At 62.4% G+C, this 18,750-nt stretch carries 13 protein-coding genes and 1 pseudogene; 9 read left to right on the top strand and 5 right to left on the bottom strand.

Annotation, left to right across the window (positions count from 1 at the left end):
• Positions 1–1,797 precede the first annotated feature (1,797 nt).
• The 5 genes from IPM84_05830 to pgmB all read right to left on the bottom strand — a co-directional run bounded on the left by IPM84_05830 (position 1,798) and on the right by pgmB (position 5,973).
• A complete protein-coding gene (locus IPM84_05830; GenBank protein MBK9092287.1) occupies positions 1,798–2,424 on the bottom strand; it encodes a DUF4276 family protein in 627 nt (208 codons plus the stop codon).
• A complete protein-coding gene (locus IPM84_05825; protein ID MBK9092286.1) occupies positions 2,421–3,629 on the bottom strand; it encodes an AAA family ATPase in 1,209 nt (402 codons plus the stop codon). Before IPM84_05825 ends, IPM84_05830 begins: the two co-directional genes overlap by 4 nt.
• A gap of 68 nt (positions 3,630–3,697) precedes the next feature.
• Entirely contained in the window at positions 3,698–4,540 is an 843-nt protein-coding gene (locus IPM84_05820; protein MBK9092285.1) for a DegV family protein, read from the bottom strand.
• 289 nt (positions 4,541–4,829) lie between these two features.
• Positions 4,830–5,297 (bottom strand): NUDIX domain-containing protein, encoded by a 468-nt coding sequence (locus IPM84_05815; GenBank protein MBK9092284.1) that lies wholly within the window; start codon positions 5,295–5,297, stop codon positions 4,830–4,832.
• Positions 5,290–5,973: a beta-phosphoglucomutase gene (gene pgmB, locus IPM84_05810; GenBank protein MBK9092283.1), complete on the bottom strand. Its 684-nt coding sequence runs from the start codon at positions 5,971–5,973 to the stop codon at positions 5,290–5,292. The genes IPM84_05815 and pgmB overlap by 8 nt, the downstream gene beginning before the upstream one ends.
• A 358-nt stretch (positions 5,974–6,331) precedes the next feature.
• Between pgmB and IPM84_05805 the strand changes: the two genes are divergently transcribed.
• The 9 genes and pseudogenes from IPM84_05805 (at position 6,332) to IPM84_05765 (ending at position 17,961) form a co-directional block, all read left to right on the top strand.
• Positions 6,332–7,183 carry a carbonic anhydrase family protein gene (locus tag IPM84_05805; GenBank protein MBK9092282.1) on the top strand — a complete coding sequence of 284 codons (852 nt, stop codon included), beginning with the start codon at positions 6,332–6,334 and terminating at the stop codon, positions 7,181–7,183.
• 153 nt (positions 7,184–7,336) lie between these two features.
• On the top strand, positions 7,337–8,344 hold the full coding sequence (locus IPM84_05800) for a LacI family DNA-binding transcriptional regulator (GenBank protein ID MBK9092281.1): 1,008 nt from the start codon (positions 7,337–7,339) through the stop codon (positions 8,342–8,344).
• A gap of 160 nt (positions 8,345–8,504) precedes the next feature.
• Positions 8,505–9,938: a carbohydrate ABC transporter substrate-binding protein gene (locus IPM84_05795; GenBank protein MBK9092280.1), complete on the top strand. Its 1,434-nt coding sequence runs from the start codon at positions 8,505–8,507 to the stop codon at positions 9,936–9,938.
• Between the two features lie 189 nt (positions 9,939–10,127).
• A complete protein-coding gene (locus IPM84_05790) occupies positions 10,128–11,240 on the top strand; it encodes a sugar ABC transporter permease (GenBank protein MBK9092279.1) in 1,113 nt (370 codons plus the stop codon).
• A complete protein-coding gene (locus tag IPM84_05785; GenBank protein MBK9092278.1) occupies positions 11,240–12,355 on the top strand; it encodes a carbohydrate ABC transporter permease in 1,116 nt (371 codons plus the stop codon). Before IPM84_05790 ends, IPM84_05785 begins: the two co-directional genes overlap by 1 nt.
• A 55-nt stretch (positions 12,356–12,410) precedes the next feature.
• Entirely contained in the window at positions 12,411–14,117 is a 1,707-nt protein-coding gene (gene treS, locus IPM84_05780; protein MBK9092277.1) for a maltose alpha-D-glucosyltransferase, read from the top strand.
• Between the two features lie 4 nt (positions 14,118–14,121).
• Positions 14,122–16,073 (top strand): annotated as a pseudogene (locus tag IPM84_05775) (amylosucrase).
• A 14-nt stretch (positions 16,074–16,087) separates the two neighbouring features.
• Entirely contained in the window at positions 16,088–17,047 is a 960-nt protein-coding gene (locus tag IPM84_05770; GenBank protein MBK9092276.1) for a fructokinase, read from the top strand.
• A complete protein-coding gene (locus IPM84_05765; GenBank protein MBK9092275.1) occupies positions 17,044–17,961 on the top strand; it encodes a DMT family transporter in 918 nt (305 codons plus the stop codon). Before IPM84_05770 ends, IPM84_05765 begins: the two co-directional genes overlap by 4 nt.
• Positions 17,962–18,750: the final 789 nt, after the last annotated feature.

Below are 18,750 nucleotides of genomic sequence, written 5' to 3'. Positions count from 1 at the left end.
GCGGTGTTGTTGGAGATCTGGGTACATTTGCTGCTGCACGCCTGGGCTGCGTTGCGGTCCATGTCCAGGGTCGTCGAGTCATCCGTGGCATAGACGCCGCCGCCCAAACCGGTAGCCGTGTTGTCGCTGATGCTGCCGTTGTCCACGTAGAGGTCCGAGGCACCGGCCAGGTAGACCCCGCCGCCGTTGCCGCTGGCGCTGTTCTCTGCGATGGCCGCGTTGGAGCCGCGCAGGTTGATGTAGCTGCCGTTGACCGCGTAGATGCCGCCGCCGTTGCCGGCGGCGGTGTTGGTCAGAATCATCGCAACCTCCCACGCGGTGCTGTTCAAATACACCGTGCAGTTGTCAAGATAGAGACCGCCGCCGCCGCCGGAGGCGGTGTTGGAGAAACCACCGATAACGGAGTCGCCGATGTTGATGGCGCCGCCGGTGCAGTGGATCCCGCCGCCGTCGTCATACACGGCGTGGTTGTCATACACTAACGTCTGCTGTTCCAGGTTGAGCACGGTCGACGCCGACATGTGAATCCCGCCGCCGCTGGAGGAATCGTTGTATCTGACAGAGGTGCGACGCAGGGTGACTGTGTTTTGGTTATCGATCTCCAGGCCGCCGCCGAAGTCCCCGTCGACCTCGCCGCCCTGCAGCATGAAACCGTCGATGATCGTCGTCAGCGGGACGGCGCCGCCAAAGACCTCGACGACCGTGTCGTTTGCGCCAGTGGCGTCCAGGGTCGTCCTGGTGCTGCCTGCCGCCGTGCATGTGCTGTTCCAGCCGCCGCTGAGCGTCAGCGACTTGGCGTTGATGTTGATGGTGGCGTCCGCGCCGGTGAAGGTCTTCCCCTGCACGAGGATCGTGTCGCCCGACGCGGCCGCGTTGACCGCACCCTGGATCGTGGCATAGGTGCAGCTATCGCCGACGGTCAGGGTGGCGGCCGGGCGCTGCGGCGCGGCGTCACCGGGCGGTGTGGCCCATTTCTCGTCATCGGCCGGCGTGGGGCGCAGCGCCTGCTCGCGACTGACCGCCTCCTGACGCAGCAGTTCAGCGCGGTTGGCTGCGTCTGCGGCGGCCTGCTGCAGCTCCTCTTCGCGGGAGATGGGGCCGACCGGCGCCGGCGCAGGGCGATCAACCGGCGGCGCAATCTCCCGCGCCAGGCGAATGGCCGCAGGCAGATCGAACCGAGCCAGTTCCTGGATGAGCGCGGTCAGGGCCGCCTGGTCGTCAGCATTGGTGGCCGCCTCGATCTGCTGCCAGAGGCGTTCCTCTTCGGTGAGGACCGGGTCAGAATTGCCCGGCAGGTTGGCCTCCAGGGCCAGCGTGCTGCTGGTGGGCGGTGTTTCTTGTGCATGAACAGACAAGGCGATGGGGGCGGCCTGCGCGGCCGGCGTCAGAACGAGGGGCAAAACAAGCATGAGAACCGACAGCCAGCGCCAGGCGAGCATCATTCGTGATGGCCTGGCGCCTGTTGAATGAACTGTTGACATGGGTTATTCTCCTTTGATGGCATGAGCACAGGGTTTCGGTCGCACAACCAGGGGAGCACTTAGGGAGACTGAACGGCCACGAGTGGATGAAGCGATGTCGGAGGTGGCGCCACATAATAAAGAACTAACGAGGGATGCAGACTTGCGTTTATGTCATGCAAAAGCGCAAAGGAGTGGGCAGCAGGAGATTAGCCCCCATGCCCCTGGAGCACAATCGGGAATGAAAATGTGGCTGGTCTAGGAGTCTCGAACCTGTTCGAGAAGTTGACCGGCCAGGACAACGCCGTCACGCCGGAGACGTGACCTACGGGTGAACTCACTGGCCCGCGTCTTTTGCCAATTGCAGCATGGTGTCCATCATCTGTCTGAAGTACGGGCACTTGTTGTAGACAGTTTGTGGGTCCAGCTGATCGAACAGATCCTTCCCGTCGGTTAGCTTCTTGTATTTTCGCCGCAATCTGTCTTTGTAGAGCCGATCAAGTAGTTTTCCAGGCGGTTCATCGAAATTTACGGTCTCAGGGTACGTGATCTTGGCCGGTAGAGCCTTTCTGATGACCGTGGGAAACAGTTCAGAGTTACTTAGAAGCCAGGCCTCTACTTCATGCACCGCAAAGAATACCTTGAAGCGCTCACGGCCGACCCTGCTTTCAAGCTCTTTGGTTGCCCAGAGCAGACGTTGATCGGCAGACTCCAGATGATTTGGGTAGATCGAAGGCCCATAGAGGTCTAGAAGGGCTATCACTGCGATGATCTCGGCGGCCTTCGGGCTTTCCAGGTACATCTGCGCCCGGTCCGGCAGATCGCTAATCAATTCAGGCCAACCATCGAAGCGCACAATTTGGACCCCTACCCGCTGGTTGAGACGAACGTCCAGCCAACGTTTCAGGAAGGCAGGGATGGCTTTTTGTTCGGTGTAACCCTCCACGAGCAGCACGAATTTCATGCCAACGCCTCCAACTCGCCGCTTCGATACATCCGGCCCAGTGTATACCTCTTGAGCCAATAATCGAGCGCTTCATCTGAGAGGATTCGTAGATGGGTGCGCCCTTCCTGCCACTGTGCGACGGTGGTGGTCGGTGGGGTATCGCCAAAGGCATCCAGAAACTCGGCTGAATGCGTTGTCAGGATGACCTGCGACTTGAGGGCGGCGTCGCTGGCGTACTCGGCGATGATCGGCAACATCGAAGGGTGGAGGCCTGTCTCTGGCTCGTCAATGGCAATCAACCCAGGCGGGTTCGGATTGACCAGGACCGCGAGAAGGAACAGGAAGCGCAACGTCCCATCCGAGAGATCGGCAGCCGTTTGCTCGCGCCGCAGGCTCTTCCAACGCACGCGCAACTGAATTCGCTGATCGGCGGCCGGCGGGAAGATCAACTCGTCGAAGTCATCCCCAAAGGCAACCCTCATGGCGGCGTTGATGTCGTGTTTGAAGTCCCGACTGCCGGTGTACAACGTATGAAGGACCGAGATCAGGTTGGCGCCATCGGGCGCCACGGAGGTCTCCGAACGGGCAAGCGTTGGTTGGCGCACAGGCGCCTCGCGATGCACCTGAAAATCCTGATAGACACGCCAGCTCGCCAGCTCATTCTGGAAGTGAGAGATGGTACGGTTTGCAGCGAATGGCCCCGAAGCCATCGAGAGCAGCGTTTCCTCCTCGGGCACGGCTTCTTCGGGCGCGTCCACCCTTTTCTCCCGTTCGTCAAACACGACCGCGTTGCGCGGCGTGCGCTCCAGGAACTTCATCGGTTGCTCCTTTTCGCCGGTTTGTACGCGATAGAAGTTGCCCAGAAGCTCATGTTCGATGCGATACGCGCTGGAAAGACCGAGGCGTAGCAGTTCTAGCTGATAGGTCAACCTGTAGCGTTCCGACTCGAGTTCTGGCATCGCCGCGCCGACCGGAGCGGTCTTGACCTGAAACGAAATCTGTGGTTCCTGGCCGTCCCAGACCAACGGCTCCATCCCCCCTTCGCGTTGAACATATTTCCCCAGGCCACCCCGCGCAGAGACGGCAAGCAATTCGAACACCTTGAGCAGATTGGACTTGCCGCTGCCGTTTGGCCCGATGATCACATTGATGTCGCCAGGCGTCCACGTGATATCGTAAAGTGAGCGAAACCGCTTTACATCTAGCTGTAACAGCATCTTCATGCTTGCCCCCAAGGTTCCGGTCATCGTCTGACACCGGTTTCATTAAGCCATCTTCACGTCAGCGCGGCCTACGCCTCGACGTAGTAGACGATGCCCACGGTGCCCGGCCCTACGTGCGAGCCAACGACCGGGCTGAGTTCGCTGAAGTGCAGTTCTGCCACGTCGAACTGATCTGCGATCTGGTCGTAGAGCCAGAGCGCGTCGCGGGTGGCGGCTGCGTGGGCCACGGCCACGTGCAGCGGTTTCTGGCCGGCCGCGGCCGTTTGCAGATCGAGCAGCAGCGCGTCGAGCGCGGCGCGGTGACCGCGGGCGGTGCTGGCGATGGTGGTGCGTCCATCTTCGATAGCCAGGATGGGCTTGAGCGCCAGGGCGGCGCCCAGCCAGCGGTCGGCCGCGCCGATGCGCCCACCGAGATACAGATAGCGCAGGTTGTCCACGACCAGGCGCACATGCAGCCGGGGCGCCAGGGCGCGAGCCGTCTCGGCGGCCTCCACCAACGTGGCGCCTGCGGCGCGTGCATGCGCCGCGGCCAGCACGACGAAGCCGGTGCCCATGGAGACCGAGCGCGAATCAATCACCTCGACGGGGATATCAACGGCCGCGGCCGCCTGACGCGCAATATCCACCGTGCGGCTGTAATCGGCGGACAAATGCACAGATAGGATACCGTCATGGGTCTCCGCCAACGCCTCGTAGGTGGCAATGAGCGATTCCAATGACGGCGGTGATGTCACCGGCAACTGGGAAACGTGCGAGAGGCGCTGGTAGAACTTTTCGGGTGCGATGTCCAGACCATCTCGGTAGGTGACGCCATCATAGGTCACGGTGAGGGGCACGATCGTGATCTGAAAATGGCGCAACAGATCACGCGGCATACAAGCGGTGCTATCTTTGACAATGGCAAATGACATGGTAGCTCGACACGTCCTTCGTCAGCGGCGGCGCTGCAGCAAGCGCGGGCTGCACAGATGCAATCAGAGGGCTGATTACCCCGCCGGACGGTGAGAATTGTCACGCTGACGGCTTGGCAACGAATAGACAGTTGTCGCCTGACAAGCTCTCATCATGACCACATTTATTATACCATGAGCGGTGAATAGCTGGAAACCATGCGGGGAGAGCGACACGGGCCTGGGAGTGGGGCGTCTCGCCCGCAGCGTCGCCAGGCGCTCGTGCTCGCAACGTGTGGCGCTCACGGGCTTAGGAACAGAAAGGGTCGTCGGCCGCAAGGACGCGTGGCAGGAGGAGTCGCAGGTCGTCCATGAGCTCGGGCAAATGCTCGGACAACGAATCGTCCATGAAGATACGGCGCGGGTACCAGGCGAGAGTGCCCTCGACTGATGGAGTCAGCGTACCTCCCTGCGCTTCGGCGGTGAAGATGCAAAGCAGCACGCCGGTGTTGGCATCGCCAGTGCCCAGGGTTGGGCTGGGCGGCTGGTTGAGGATGCCGCGCAGGCGCAGGTGGCTGACGGTCAGCCCGGTTTCTTCGTGTATTTCGCGCAGGGCCGCGGCCTGGATGCTTTCGCCGGCCTCGACATGGCCGCCCACACCGTTGAGGCGGTTGGCCCACAGGCGTTTATTGGGCGCGCCCCGCAGCAGAAGCACGTCATCGCCCTGAAGAATGAAACAGAGCGTGCGGGGCACAACGGTGTAGCGGCGGTCAGGCATACATTTCTTCCGCCGCGGGCGGTTGCCGGTCGGCGACCAACCGTTGGAGATCGGCCAGGCGCACGTTTGCCAGGCTGGAGACAACCAGGTTGGCCGCAGCCACGCGGCTGGGCGGCCCGACGCCGACCACCATCATGCCGGCAGCCCGTGCGCCCACAATTCCGGCCGCAGCATCTTCGAAGACCACGCAGGCCGACGGCGGCACGTTCAGCCGTGTCGCCGCCAACAGGAAAAGGTCGGGCGCTGGCTTCGAGTGCAGCACGCTGTGCCCGTCACAAATCACATCGAAGCGCGGCCGAATGCCCAGGCGATCGAGGACCGCATGGGCGTTTTGACTGGCCGAGGCGACCGCGGTGCGCAGGCCGCTGGCGCGGGCGTCGTCCAGCAACGGTAGGACGCCGGGCAGCAGATCGGCTGGTGTCATGTGGTTGAGCATGGTGAGGAAGTGGTCATTCTTGCGGGCCTGGAGTGCGGTCATCTGCGCCTCTGACAGGACGCGCCCGGCCAGGATCGCCTCCAGGGATGCGCGCCGCGAGACGCCGCGCAGTTGATCGCCCAGGGACCGGTTGAAGGCAAAACCCTCTTCTTCAGCCAGGCGCTGCCAGGTGCGGTAGTGCAATTCGGCCGTGTCGGTCAGCACGCCGTCCAGGTCGAAAATCAGAGCTTGCAGGGTCATCGTGGTCATCGGATCTTGATGATGGGGGGCAATCGAAGGGGGCGCCAATGGGGTTACGGTAACACGGGAAGCCAGTTCTGTCAAAATAAGACCGTCTATCTCAGCACAATGGGCGTCAGGCATTGAATTGGTCGGCCCTTACAAAATTATGATGGCATTTTGTAACTTGACTTACGGATGAAGGCTTGATTCATAACGGATAGTACGCTACATTCCCCCGTCACTCACCCCAAGCGCTCGTAAGTAGATTCCCCGATCATTTGATGCCCGAAGTCACCAGCAGGCAGCCGTGAGTCGGTCTGCCGAGAAAGAGGAGGAGGATCATCATGAAGTTGTCCGTGCAAACGCGCCGCGCCTGATGTTAGCGTTGGCTCTCATGTTAATGATTGGCGGGGTTGCACTTGCCAGCGAAGGGACGCATTGGTCTTATGGCGGTGAAAGTGGCCCCGATCACTGGGGTGATCTCAGCCCGGATTACGCCGCGTGCGCCACGGGCGTGGAACAATCGCCGGTTGACATTCCGGCTGACGCTGCGCTGAACGCAGGCGATATCAGCTTTAGCTATCAGCCGAGCGCGGTCAACATCATGAACAACGGCCACACGGTCCAAGTGAACTATGACCCAGGCAGTGCAATCACCTTGAACGGTGTGCGCTACGACTTGGTGCAGTTCCACTTTCACGCCCACAGCGAACATGCCCTGGCAGGTGAGCTTGAACCGATGGAAGCGCACCTGGTCCACAAGAACGCCAAAGGTGGCCTGGCCGTGGTCGGGGTTCTGCTCAAGGCGGGCAGTGAAAACCCGGCGTATGCCGCGGTGCTGAACAATCTGCCGGCCGAGGAAGGCGAACCGCATGCAGTCAGCGGCGCATCGGTGGATGCCAATCAACTGCTGCCCACCACGCGCACCTACTGGCGCTACAACGGCTCGCTGACAACGCCGCCATGCAGTGAAGGCGTACAATGGCTGGTGCTGAACACACCGGTAGAGCTGTCGGACGCGCAAATCGCCGAGTACACGGCCATCTACAACGCGAACGCGCGGCCGCTGCAGGCGTTCAACGCGCGCGCCTTTGTTTTGACGCTCACCCTGCCCGTCACCGGTGATGTGAGCATGACGTTCGACGCCGTCCTGCTGGTGGCCGGCGCGCTGTTGATGCTCAGCGGACTGATGATCCTGCGACGCAGCCGCGGGCTGGCGGTCAGCTAACAATAGAGACCCGGTTTCTGGCAGAAACCGGGTCTCTATTAAATTTCTATCGAAGAAAACGCTCATTTGACAAGATTTTTATTTTTTGTTATACTGTAAGTGCTTTCATGTAAGGACAATCGGCGGTTTGTTTACAGAGAGGTGGTTGAAAACGTGGCAGGTGTCACCATCTACGATGTCGCCCATCAGGCCGGCGTGAGCATTGCGTCCGTGTCACGTGTGCTCAACTCGCCTGAGTCGGTCAACCATGCGACGCGAGCGCGTGTGCTCACGGCCATTGATGCGTTGGGTTATATGCCCAAGGCCGAAGCCGTCGCGCGTGCGCGCAAGAGCACGCAGCGTATTGGCGTCCTGGCTCCCTTCTTCACCTATCCTTCGTTTGTGCAGCGTCTGCGCGGGGTGGCCGCCACCCTCTCGACGGCCGCGTACGAGCTGGTTATCTACAACGTGGACTCCTCCGCGCACCGCGACGCCTACCTCGCCAGCCTGCCTCTCACCCGTCGCCTGGATGGCATCATCGTCATGGCCCTGCCGTTTGCGGAAAGCGTGGCGGAGCGTTTGATGCAGCGCCTGGCCGTCAATGAGATGGATGTCGTCTTGATCGAGTGGTCACACGCCATGTTCAGCAGCATCGTGATTGATGATGCGGCCGGGGGGCGGCTGGCGGCCGAGCACCTGCTGACCCTGGGGCGCCGGCGCTTGGGTTTCGTGGGCGATTCAGATCTGCCCGATTACGCGATCCACACCAGTGACCGCCGCCTGGCCGGCTTTCGCGAGGCCCTGACGCAGGCAGGCCAGGAACTACCGGCCGACTATGTGGCGCTGGGGCCGCACGGCCTGGAGACCTCCTATCGCCAGGCGCAGCGCCTGTTTGACCTGCCGTCGCCGCCCGATGCCATTTTTGCGGCCAGTGACACACAAGCGCTGGGCGCCCTCAAGGCTGCGCGTGATCGAGGTCTGCGCGTGCCGCATGATGTCGCCATTATCGGTTTTGACGACCTTGACCTGGCCGATTACATCGGTTTGACCACGGTGCGCCAGCCTCTGGAGCAATCCGGTCGCATTGCGGCCGAGCTGCTCCTGGCGCGTTTGGATGACCCCACGCGACCCAACCAGAAAATCACCTTACCCCTCACGCTGGTGAAGCGTGAGACAGCCTGAGTCATGAAAATTAACGAAACAGGAGGAACCCAAAGGGCATTTCATCTATTCGTGTTCTGCTGTAGACGACGGACGCGGTCTACCTGGCCCGGCGCCCGGCGATCGTTTGCCAGTGATTGACTGAATCTGATCTGAAGGATCACAAGAAGGAGAGAGAAACATGCGACGTTTGAATTTGCTCACGCTGTTGGTCATCGTGACCCTGGTGCTGGGCGCCTGCAGTCAGGCTGCGACGCCAACCGCGGCCCCAGAAGCTACGAAGGCTCCGGAAGCCACGAAGGCTCCAGAAGCCACCAAGGCCCCGCCTACTGACGCGTCCGTGGGCGGCACTGAAGCCGGCGCCCGCGCCAAGGGTCTGACCGAACTGGCCGATGCCTATGCCGGCAAGTACAAGGGCACCAAGGTCACCATGACCGGCCCATTCACCGATGAAGATGCCGTGAAGTTCAACAACACGATCAAGGCGTTCGAGGGAGCCACCGGCATTGACATCCAGTACGAAGGCTCGAAGGAATTCGAGGCGTCCATCGCGGTGCGCGTGCAGGCCGGCGATGTGCCTGATGTGGTTGACTTCCCGCAGCCGGGCTTGCTGGGCACCTTCGTCAAGCAGGGCAAGGTTGTCCCGGTTTCTGCGGCCATCTCCGCGGGCTGGCTGAAGGAAAACTACCTGCAGTCGTGGCTGGACATGGCGACCATGACCGGTGCGGACGGCAAGGCCGACATGTACGGTGTCTGGCACCGCTTCAGCGGCAAATCGCAGGTCTGGTACCCCAAGAAGGCGTGGGACGCGGCTGGCTACAAGATTCCGACCACCTGGGATGAGCTGCTGGCGCTGACCGAACAAATCGCCAAGGACGGCGACCCGGCGTGGTGCGTGGGCATCGAGTCCGGCGCCGCCACCGGCTGGCCGGCCACCGACTGGACCGAGGAGATGATGCTGCGCACCACCTCCCTGGAGAACTACGACAAGTGGGTGAAGGGTGAACTGAAGTTCGCGTCACCTGAGGTCAAGAAGGCCGTCGAGACCTTCGCCAATGTCTGGAACAACGACAAGTACGTCTACGGCGGCAAGGCCAGCATCGTGACGACCTTCTTCGGCGATGCCCCGACTCCCATGTTCGAGAACCCGCCCAAGTGCTGGCTGCACAAGCAGGGTAACTTCATCACTTCCTTCTTCCCCAAGGAGGCCAAGGCTGGCGTGGATTACGACTTCTTCTACATGCCGCCGGTAGATGCCCAGTACGGCAAGCCCTACCTGGTAGCTGGCGACATCATGGCCATGTTCCACGACCGGCCTGAGGTGCGAGCCGTCATGCAGTTCTTCTCGACGGGTGAGAGCGTCAAGGGCTGGCTGGCCTCCGCAGGCGCGCTGTCCATGCACAACGACTCGCAGCTCGACTGGTACGGCGACCCCGTCGAACGCAAGATCGCCGAAACCGTCAAGGGAGCGACCTCTGTGCGCTTCGACGCTTCCGACCTGATGCCCGGCGAAGTTGGCTCCGGCTCCGAGTGGAAGGGCTTCACCGACTACTTCTCCGGCGCCAAGGACCTGGACACCGTCCTCCAGACCATCGACGCGGCCTGGCCGAAGTAAATCAGGCGCAGACGCCATGCCGGTCGGCGCAGGCCGACCTCGCGGCGGCACGCCCTTTCGGCCCGAATTCATTCGGCAGCTGTAGTCGGCGCCGGATGCCTGAGTAGTTTCGAGTGCGTAAACCGTCTGGCGGCAGGAAAGAGGCCATCGGGCCTGCTTTCCTGCCGCTCACGACCAGGAGGGTAACCCATGCAGCAACTGACAACACGGGCACAGCCCAAGAGCTCCCTGGAACGGCTCATCACTCTCGTCGTGCAGGCACTGATTTCGCTCTTTGTCCCGGTGCTCACTTTTCTCGTCCTCTACGCGGGCTTTCGCTTCTTGCGTGAGAGTGACGCGCCCAAGGGGATCATCGCCCTGGTGGCCATCATCTGGGGAGTGGGTGGCGTCGCGCTCTTGTACCTGGTCTCCAACTGGTTCATCGAGCGCATGGGCGACATCTGGCGCGCGCGCCTGCAGCCATTTGTCTTCGTAGGCCCGGCCGTGGCCATCCTGGCCTGGTACCTGGCCTTACCGACCGTCCGCACGTTTTGGGTCAGCCTGTTCGACCGCAACGGCACGGCCTTCGTCGGCCTGTCGAACTACCTGGCGGTGTTCACCAACCGGGACATGTTCACCGCGTTTCGTAACAACCTCATGTGGATCATCATTGGCGCCACCTTCTGCGTGGTGTTCGGCCTGCTGATCGCCGCCCTGGCGGACCGCAGCCGTTTCGAGAACTTCGCCAAGGCGATGATCTTCCTGCCCATGGCCATCTCGATGGTCGGCGCCGGCGTCATCTGGAACATGATCTACGACGTCAACCCGAACATCGGCCTGCTCAACGCCATCGTGGGCGGCCTGACCGGCGCCAAACCGGTGGCCTGGACCGCGGCGGCCAATCTGCAGCCCTGGAACAACCTGTTCCTGATCCTCATCGTGATCTGGTTGCAGACCGGCTACGCCATGGTGCTTTTCTCCGCGGCCCTCAAGGGCATCCCGGGCGAGATCATGGAGGCCGCACGTGTTGACGGCGCCACCGAGATCCAGGTCTTCTTGCGGATCATGATCCCCTACATCATGGGGACCATCATCTCGGTGGGAACTACCGTCGTTATCTTCACCCTGAAGATCTTCGACGTGGTGCAAGTGATGACCGGCGGCCAGTTCAGCACCCAAGTCATCGCGACCGAGTTTTATCGCCAGAGCTTCACCGCGCAGAACGCTGGTTACGGCTCGGCCATCGCCATCGTGTTGTTGATCGCCGTCATACCGGTCATGATCTACAATTTGCGCCAATTCAGCCAACGGGAGGTGTTCTGATGGCCACCAAAACCACAAGCGCCAAGCGCGCCAGGCTCGGTTCGGACATCCTGGTCAACGGCAGCCTGGCCCTCCTCGTGCTGCTCTGGACCATTCCAACCATCGGCCTGCTCGTCTCATCGTTCCGAACGCGCTTCGACATTCAGACCTCCGGCTGGTGGAGTATCCTGCCGCACCAGGAATGGATGCAGACTGAGGAGTTCAAGCCCGACGACAGCCTCGACCGCGAGGCTGTGATGACCATTCGCGACGCGCAGGGCACCTTCGAGCAATTCCGCGCCGGTGTGAATGCGCCGGACGGCAAGACCCGCCTGATCTGGATCGGCAACAAACGCCTGGGTGTCATCCAGGTGCAGGAACAGCACTGGACCAGCAACACCGACTTCACCGTGGAAAATTACGGCCAGGTGCTCGCCGGCAAGCAGTTCGAAATCCGCCAGCCAGACGGCAGCATACAGGTGGAGCAGGGCGACAACTTCGTCGGCGCGTTCCTCAACAGCCTGACGGTGACCATCCCCGCGACGCTGATTCCGATCTTGATTGCGGCCTTCGCGGCCTACGGCTTCGCCTGGATGGCTTTTCCTGGCCGCAAGGCATTCTTCATCATGGTGGTGGCCCTGCTGGTTGTGCCCCTGCAGATCGCATTGGTGCCGATCTTGCGCGACTATGTCAGCTTGAAACTCAACGGCGAATTTCTGGGCGTGTGGCTGGCACACACCGGCTTCGGCCTGCCGCTGGCCGTCTACCTGCTCTACAATTACATCAGTTCACTGCCCAAGGACATCCTGGAATCGGCATTCATTGACGGCGCCTCGCACTTCACCATTTTCGTGAACCTGATCCTTCCGCTCTCGGTGCCGGCGCTGGCGTCCTTCGCCATCTTCCAGTTCCTCTGGGTCTGGAACGACTACCTGATCGCGCTGATCTTCATCGGCGCCAAACCAGACGTGCAAGTGCTGACCATGCGCATCGCCGAAATGGTTGGCTCGCGTGGCAACGACTGGCACCTGCTCACCGCTGGCGCCTTCATTTCCATGCTTCTGCCGCTGGCCGTTTTCTTCAGCCTGCAGCGCTTCTTCGTGCGTGGCCTCCTGGCCGGCTCGGTGAAGGGCTAAGCGAACAAAAGTTGCCAACTTTTGGGAAAGTTGGCAACTTTTTCAGGAAGGTCACATGCAGAACGACTGGTACAGGGACGCTGTCTTCTACGAGGTATTCGTGCGCGCCTTCGCCGACGGCAATGGCGATGGCATCGGCGATCTGCCTGGCTTGACCGCCCGGCTCGACTATCTGCAAGCCCTGGGCGTGGATGCCCTCTGGATGCTGCCCATCTTCCCCTCCCCGCTGCGCGATGATGGGTATGATGTGGCCGACTATGGCGCCATTCATCCCGATTATGGCACGTTGGACGATTTTCGTCACCTGATGGCCGCAGCTCATCACCGCGGCCTGCGCGTGGTGGTTGAGTTAGTTCCCAACCACACCTCCGATCAGCACGCCTGGTTTCAGGCCTCGGCTGATCCTTCGCATCCTGATCACGCCACCTACCGTGATTGGTACGTCTGGAGCGACACCGACGACCGCTACGGCGCTGCGCGCATCATCTTCCTGGACTCTGAGCCGTCCAACTGGACGTTCGACCCGCGGCGCGGCCAGTATTTCTGGCACCGCTTTTTCCATCACCAGCCTGATCTCAACTACGACAACCCGGCCGTACAGCGCGCCATGCTGCGCGCCGTCCAATTCTGGCTTGACCTGGGCGTGGATGCCTTCCGCGTCGACGCGACACCCTACCTGTTCGAGCGCGAAGGCGCCAGCAGCGAAAATCTACCGGAAACGCACGCCTTTCTCAAGCGCCTGCGCCAGTTCGTGGACGCGTACGCGCCGGGGACCATGCTGCTCTCCGAGGCCAACCAGTGGCCGGAAGATGTGCGTCCCTATTTCGGGGGCAACCCGGCCGATCCAACCGCGCCTGGCGATGAATTTCACATGAACTTCCATTTCCCCCTCATGCCGCGCATCTTCATGGCGCTGGCCCGCGGCGATCGTGCGCCCATCCAGCAGATCCTGGCCCGTACCCCGCCCCTGCCCGCCGGCTGCCAGTGGGCCACGTTCCTGCGCTGTCACGATGAACTGACCCTGGAGATGGTCACGCCCGCGGAGCGCGAGTTCATGTGGAACTTCTACGCGCCAGAACCCCGTATGCGCCTGAACCTCGGCATCCGCCGGCGGCTGGCGCCCTTGCTCGGCAATGACCGCCGCCGCCTTGAGCTGGCCAATTCACTCCTCCTGACGCTGCCCGGCTCGCCCGTCATCTACTACGGCGACGAAATCGGCATGGGCGACAACATCTGGCTGGATGACCGCGACGGCGTGCGCACGCCCATGCAGTGGTCGGACGCGGTCAACGCCGGCTTCTCCAGCGCCGCCCCCGCGCAACTGCATGACCCGGTGATTGATGATGTGATGGGCGATCAGACCTACAGCTATCGCCGCGTCAATGTGGCCGCGCAGGAGGCCGACCCTGATTCCCTGCTGCACACCATGCAGCGGCTGATTGCCGTGCGCAAGCAACACCCCGCCTTTGGCCGCGGCGACCTCACCTGGTTGCCGTGCAGCACACCGGCCGTCGCGGCCTACAGCCGTGCGACCGCCGCTGAGCGCTTGTTCATCGTGCAAAATCTGTCCTCGCAGCCCCAGGCCGCGACGATCGAACTGCCCATCAGTGCCCCCCTGCCCCCAATCCTGGGGGAGCCGAATGCTTTTCCCCCCGCCGGCGCAGACCTGCACGACCTGCTGAGCGGAAGGCGCCTGGCCGTCCAGGAGGACGGCCGCTTGGCGTTGAACTTAGCCCCTTATGAGTACCTTTGGTTAGGTTGAACACATGAGCGAAACACCCTGGTTACAGCAGCAGACCCAATTGACCCTGGAGCGACTGCGCCCGCGCTTGCAAGCGCGCCTGTCAGCCCAGGCCGCGGCCGATCCTGACGGCTGGCAAGACTTCAGCCGCCGCCTGGACGCCAATTTTCCCCGCTTGTTCGCGACCTACTACGATCTCTACGCCGCGCGCTACGATTTCTTCTACCATCTCGAAGAACTGCTCGTCACCGCGGCCCTGGGCTGGTTCGACCGCCCGTCCAGCCTGCGCGGCCTGGACGCCAGCCGCGAGGCCGATCCGCAGTGGTTCCAAGCGGAGCGTATGTTGGGCGGCGTTTGTTATGTAGACCTGTTTGCCGGCAACCTGGACGGTGTGCGGGCGCAGATTCCCTATTTCAAGGAGCTGGGCCTGACCTTTCTGCACCTGATGCCGCTCTTCAGCAGCCCGGCCGGCAACAACGACGGCGGTTACGCGGTCAGCAGCTACCGCGAGGTCGACCCCAGCCTGGGCACGATGGCGCAGCTGTCTGCCCTGGCGGCCGAACTGCGCGCCAACGGCATCAGCCTGGTGCTCGATTTCGTCTTCAATCACACCTCGGATGAGCACGAATGGGCGCGGCGGGCGCAGGCGGGCGATCCAGTCTACACCGAGTTCTACTACCTGTTTCCCGATCGCACCATGCCAGACGCCTACGACAAGCATCTGCGTGAGATTTTCCCCGATGTGCGGCCCGGCAGCTTCACCTATCGCCCGGACATCGGCCGCTGGGTCTGGACCACCTTCAACAGCTTTCAGTGGGACTTGAACTACAGCAATCCCGTGGTGTTCCAGCACATGGCGGCCGAGATGCTCTTCCTCGCCAATGCCGGCGTCGAAGTGCTGCGCCTGGACGCGGTCGCGTTCGTGTGGAAACAACTGGGCACCGGCTGTGAAAACCTGCCCCAGGCCCATCGGCTCATTCAAGCCTACAACGCCCTGGCGCGCATCGCTGCGCCCTCGCTGCTCTTCAAGTCTGAGGCCATCGTTCATCCCGATGAGGTGGTCAAATACATCGGGCCTGGCGAATGTCAACTTTCGTATAACCCGCTGCTGATGGCGCTGCTGTGGGAGGCGCTGGCGACGCGCGAGGTCAAGCTGCTGCAAGGCTCGTTGCGCGACCGTTTTCGCATCAACCCCGCGTGCGCCTGGGTCAACTACATCCGCTGTCATGATGACATCGGCTGGACCTTCGACGACGGCGACGCGGCCCGCGTCAACATGCGCGGCTTCGATCACCGCCAATTTCTCAACGCCTTCTACACCGGCCGCTTCATCGGCAGTTTTGCCCGCGGCCTGCCCTTCCAGGAAAACCCCAAGACCGGCGATTGTCGTATCTCCGGCACGGCCGCGTCGCTGGCCGGCCTGGAAAAGGCGCTCTTCGACAACGATCCCACCCAGATCGAGTTTGCCCTGCGGCGCATTCTGCTCCTGCACAGCATCATCCTTTCGATGGGCGGCATCCCCCTCCTCTACCTGGGCGACGAGATCGGCATGTTGAACGACTACGGCTATGGGCGCGACCCGGCCAAAGCGGGCGACAGCCGCTGGGTGCATCGTCCGTCCGCCAACCAGGCGCAGATCGAAGAGCGCCATGACCCGACGACACTGACCGGCCGTCTCTTCACCCGCCTGCTGCACCTGATCGCGCTGCGCCGCGCCTCCCCGGCCCTGGGCGCGGGCGCGACGACCCTTTTCGACACGGGCAACGGCCATGTGCTCGGCTACGTGCGCCAGAACGGCGGGCAGCGTCTGCTCCTGTTCGCGAACTTCGCGAGAACAAACAGACCGTGGCCAACAGTGTCGTGCGCATCCAGGGCCTGGCTTATCATTTTCACGATCTGGTGGCCGACGAGCAGGTCACACTCAGCGGTGACCTGGACCTGGGGCCGTTTCGCTTCGTGTGGCTGCTGGCAGAATAAGGTAGGCAAAGCCAATGTTCGATCTCATTGCCTGTGGTGAACTCCTGATTGATTTTGTACCGACGGTATCTGGCCTCAGCCTGGCGCAGGCGCCAGCCTTCAAGAAGGCGCCGGGCGGCGCACCGGCCAATGTGGCCGTGGGCACCGCGCGCCTGGGCCGGCGCGCCGGCTTCATGGGGCAGGTCGGCGACGATGAGTTCGGTCATTTCCTGGCCGACACCCTGGCCGCCGATGGTGTGGATGTAGCCGGGCTGCGCTTCTCCGACGCCGCGCGCACCGCGCTGGCCTTCGTTTCCCTGCGCGCGGATGGCGAGCGTGAGTTCATGTTCTATCGCCATCCCAGCGCGGACATGCTCTGGCGTCCGGCCGATGTAGATCCAACTTACGCCGCGCAAACGCGCATCTTCCACTTTGGCTCCATCACCCTCATCGGGGAACCGAGCCGCAGCGCCACCCTGACCGCCGTGGCCGCGGCGCAGGCGGGCGGCGCGCTCATCTCCTACGACCCCAACCTGCGCCTGCCGCTGTGGCCTTCGCCTGGGGCCGCACGCACCGGCATGTTGCTGGGCTGGCAGTTGGCGCAGGTCATCAAAGTCAGCGAGGAGGAGCTGGCCTTCCTCAGCGGCGCAACTGACCTGGCTACGGGCGCCCGCCGTCTGTGGCACGACGCGCTGCGCCTGCTGGTGATAACGCAGGGATCGGGCGGCAGCACGTACTTCACGCCCCACGCGGCCGGGCATGTGCAAGGTTTCGCGGTAACGCCGGTGGACACCACCGGCGCCGGCGATGGCTTCGTCGCCGGCCTGCTGACCGGGCTGCTCGACTGTGATCTGAACTGGAGCGAAGATGATCTGCGCCATGCGCTGCGCCTGGGCAACGCGGTCGGCGCGCTCACCACGCTGGAGCGCGGCGCTATTCCCGGCCTGCCCACCCGCGCCGCAGTCGAGGCGTTCCTGGCAAGCGCACCCGTATGATTCTACTGGGCGAATTAGCGGCGCTCTTCACCTCGCTGGCCTGGTCGTTCACCTCGCTGCAGTTCACCCTGGCCGGCCAGCGCGTCGGTTCCGTGGTGGTCAACCGCACGCGGTTAGTTCTGGCGGTGGTCTATCTTTCGCTGGCGCATCTCCTGCTCACCGGCAGTCTCTGGCCGCAGGGAGCCGATTTGGAGCGCTGGCTGTGGCTGGGACTCTCCGGCGTCATCGGCCTGGTTGCCGGCGACGCCTGCCTCTTTCAGGCCTACGTGCTGATTGGCCCCCGCCGCACCATGCTGCTGATGACCCTGGCGCCGATCTTCTCTTCCCTGCTGGCCTGGCTGTGGTATGGTGAAACCCTGACCTGGCTGCAGACCCTGGCCATCCTCATGGCCCTGGCCGGCGTCGCCTGGGTCGCGATGGAGCCGCGTGGTCAGCCCAGCGCTTCCGCCGCATTTGTCGGCGATCACGATCACCACGCCTACCGCAACGGCGTTCTCCTGGGCATCGGCGCCGCGCTGGGTCAGGCCTTCGGCCTTTTCTTTTCCAAACTGGGCATGGACGGCGGCTTTCTGCCACTCTCCGCCACCCTGGTGCGCATCCTGATAGCGACGGCGACCCTCTGGCTGATCACGCTGCTGCAAGGGCAGGTGCGCGCCACCGTCACTGCCCTGCGTGACCGCCGCGCGACGCTCTTCATCATCGGCGGCGCGTTCACCGGCCCCTTCCTCGGCATCTGGGGTTCGATGGTCGCCGTGCAAAATGCCCCCCTGGGCATCGCCTCCACCCTGATGGCGCTGCCGCCCATCCTGCTGATCCCCCTGACGCACTGGATCTTCCACGAGCCGGTGACGCGCCGCGCCGTCATTGGCACCCTGATCGCCCTGGCCGGCGCCGCGCTGATTTTTTGGCAGTGACAATCACCGCACAGTCCCAAAGGGAGTAGTCAAGCGCAGAGATCGTTATATCGGAGGAAAACAATGCCCAATCTAGCCTACGTTGGACAAGTGATCACGGTCTATCCCATTCACGGCGCCGACCGCATCGAAAGCCTTGAAGTCGTGTGTGGCAAAGGGGGACGCTGGCGAGGCACGGCAAAGAAATCGGAGTTCGCGGTGGGCGAACTGTGCGAAGTCTACCTGCAGGACGCTTTGCTGCCACAAACCGAGCGTTACGCGTTCCTGGAACAGCGCGGCTGGCGCGTGCGCATGATGCGTCTCAGGGGGGTGCCCAGCGAGTGCCTGATCATGCCACTCACTGAAGACACCCAGGGTCTCGAACCCGGCACAGACATCACGGAACTGGCGGGTGTGACTAAATATGAAAAGCCGTTGCCTGCCAACATCGGCGGCGATATTCGCGGCAATTTCCCGCCATTCATTCCAAAGACCGACGAACCCAATTTTCAATCCGTACCTGCGATGATCGAGGCATTGGTTGGCCAGCCGTTCTATGCCACTGTCAAGGCCGATGGCAGCAGTGGCACCGTTTTCTGGGACGACGACGGTGTCGTTCGTGCTTGCTCGCGCAACTTCGAACTGAAAGATGGACCCACTACCGCGGTGTGGCAACTGGTGCGCAAGTACGATCTCGCGCGACATCGCCTTCCTATCGCATTGCAATTCGAGATCGTCGGCCCAGGTATCCAAAAGAACGCATTGGGCTTGAAAGAAGTGGACTTGCGGCTGTTCAACGTTTGGCGCATT

This window comes from Candidatus Amarolinea dominans (assembly GCA_016719785.1).
GTDB lineage: Bacteria > Chloroflexota > Anaerolineae > SSC4 > Amarolineaceae > Amarolinea > Amarolinea dominans.
Note: the sequence above shows the minus strand (reverse complement) of the source record. Positions and strands in the feature narration are given on the sequence as shown.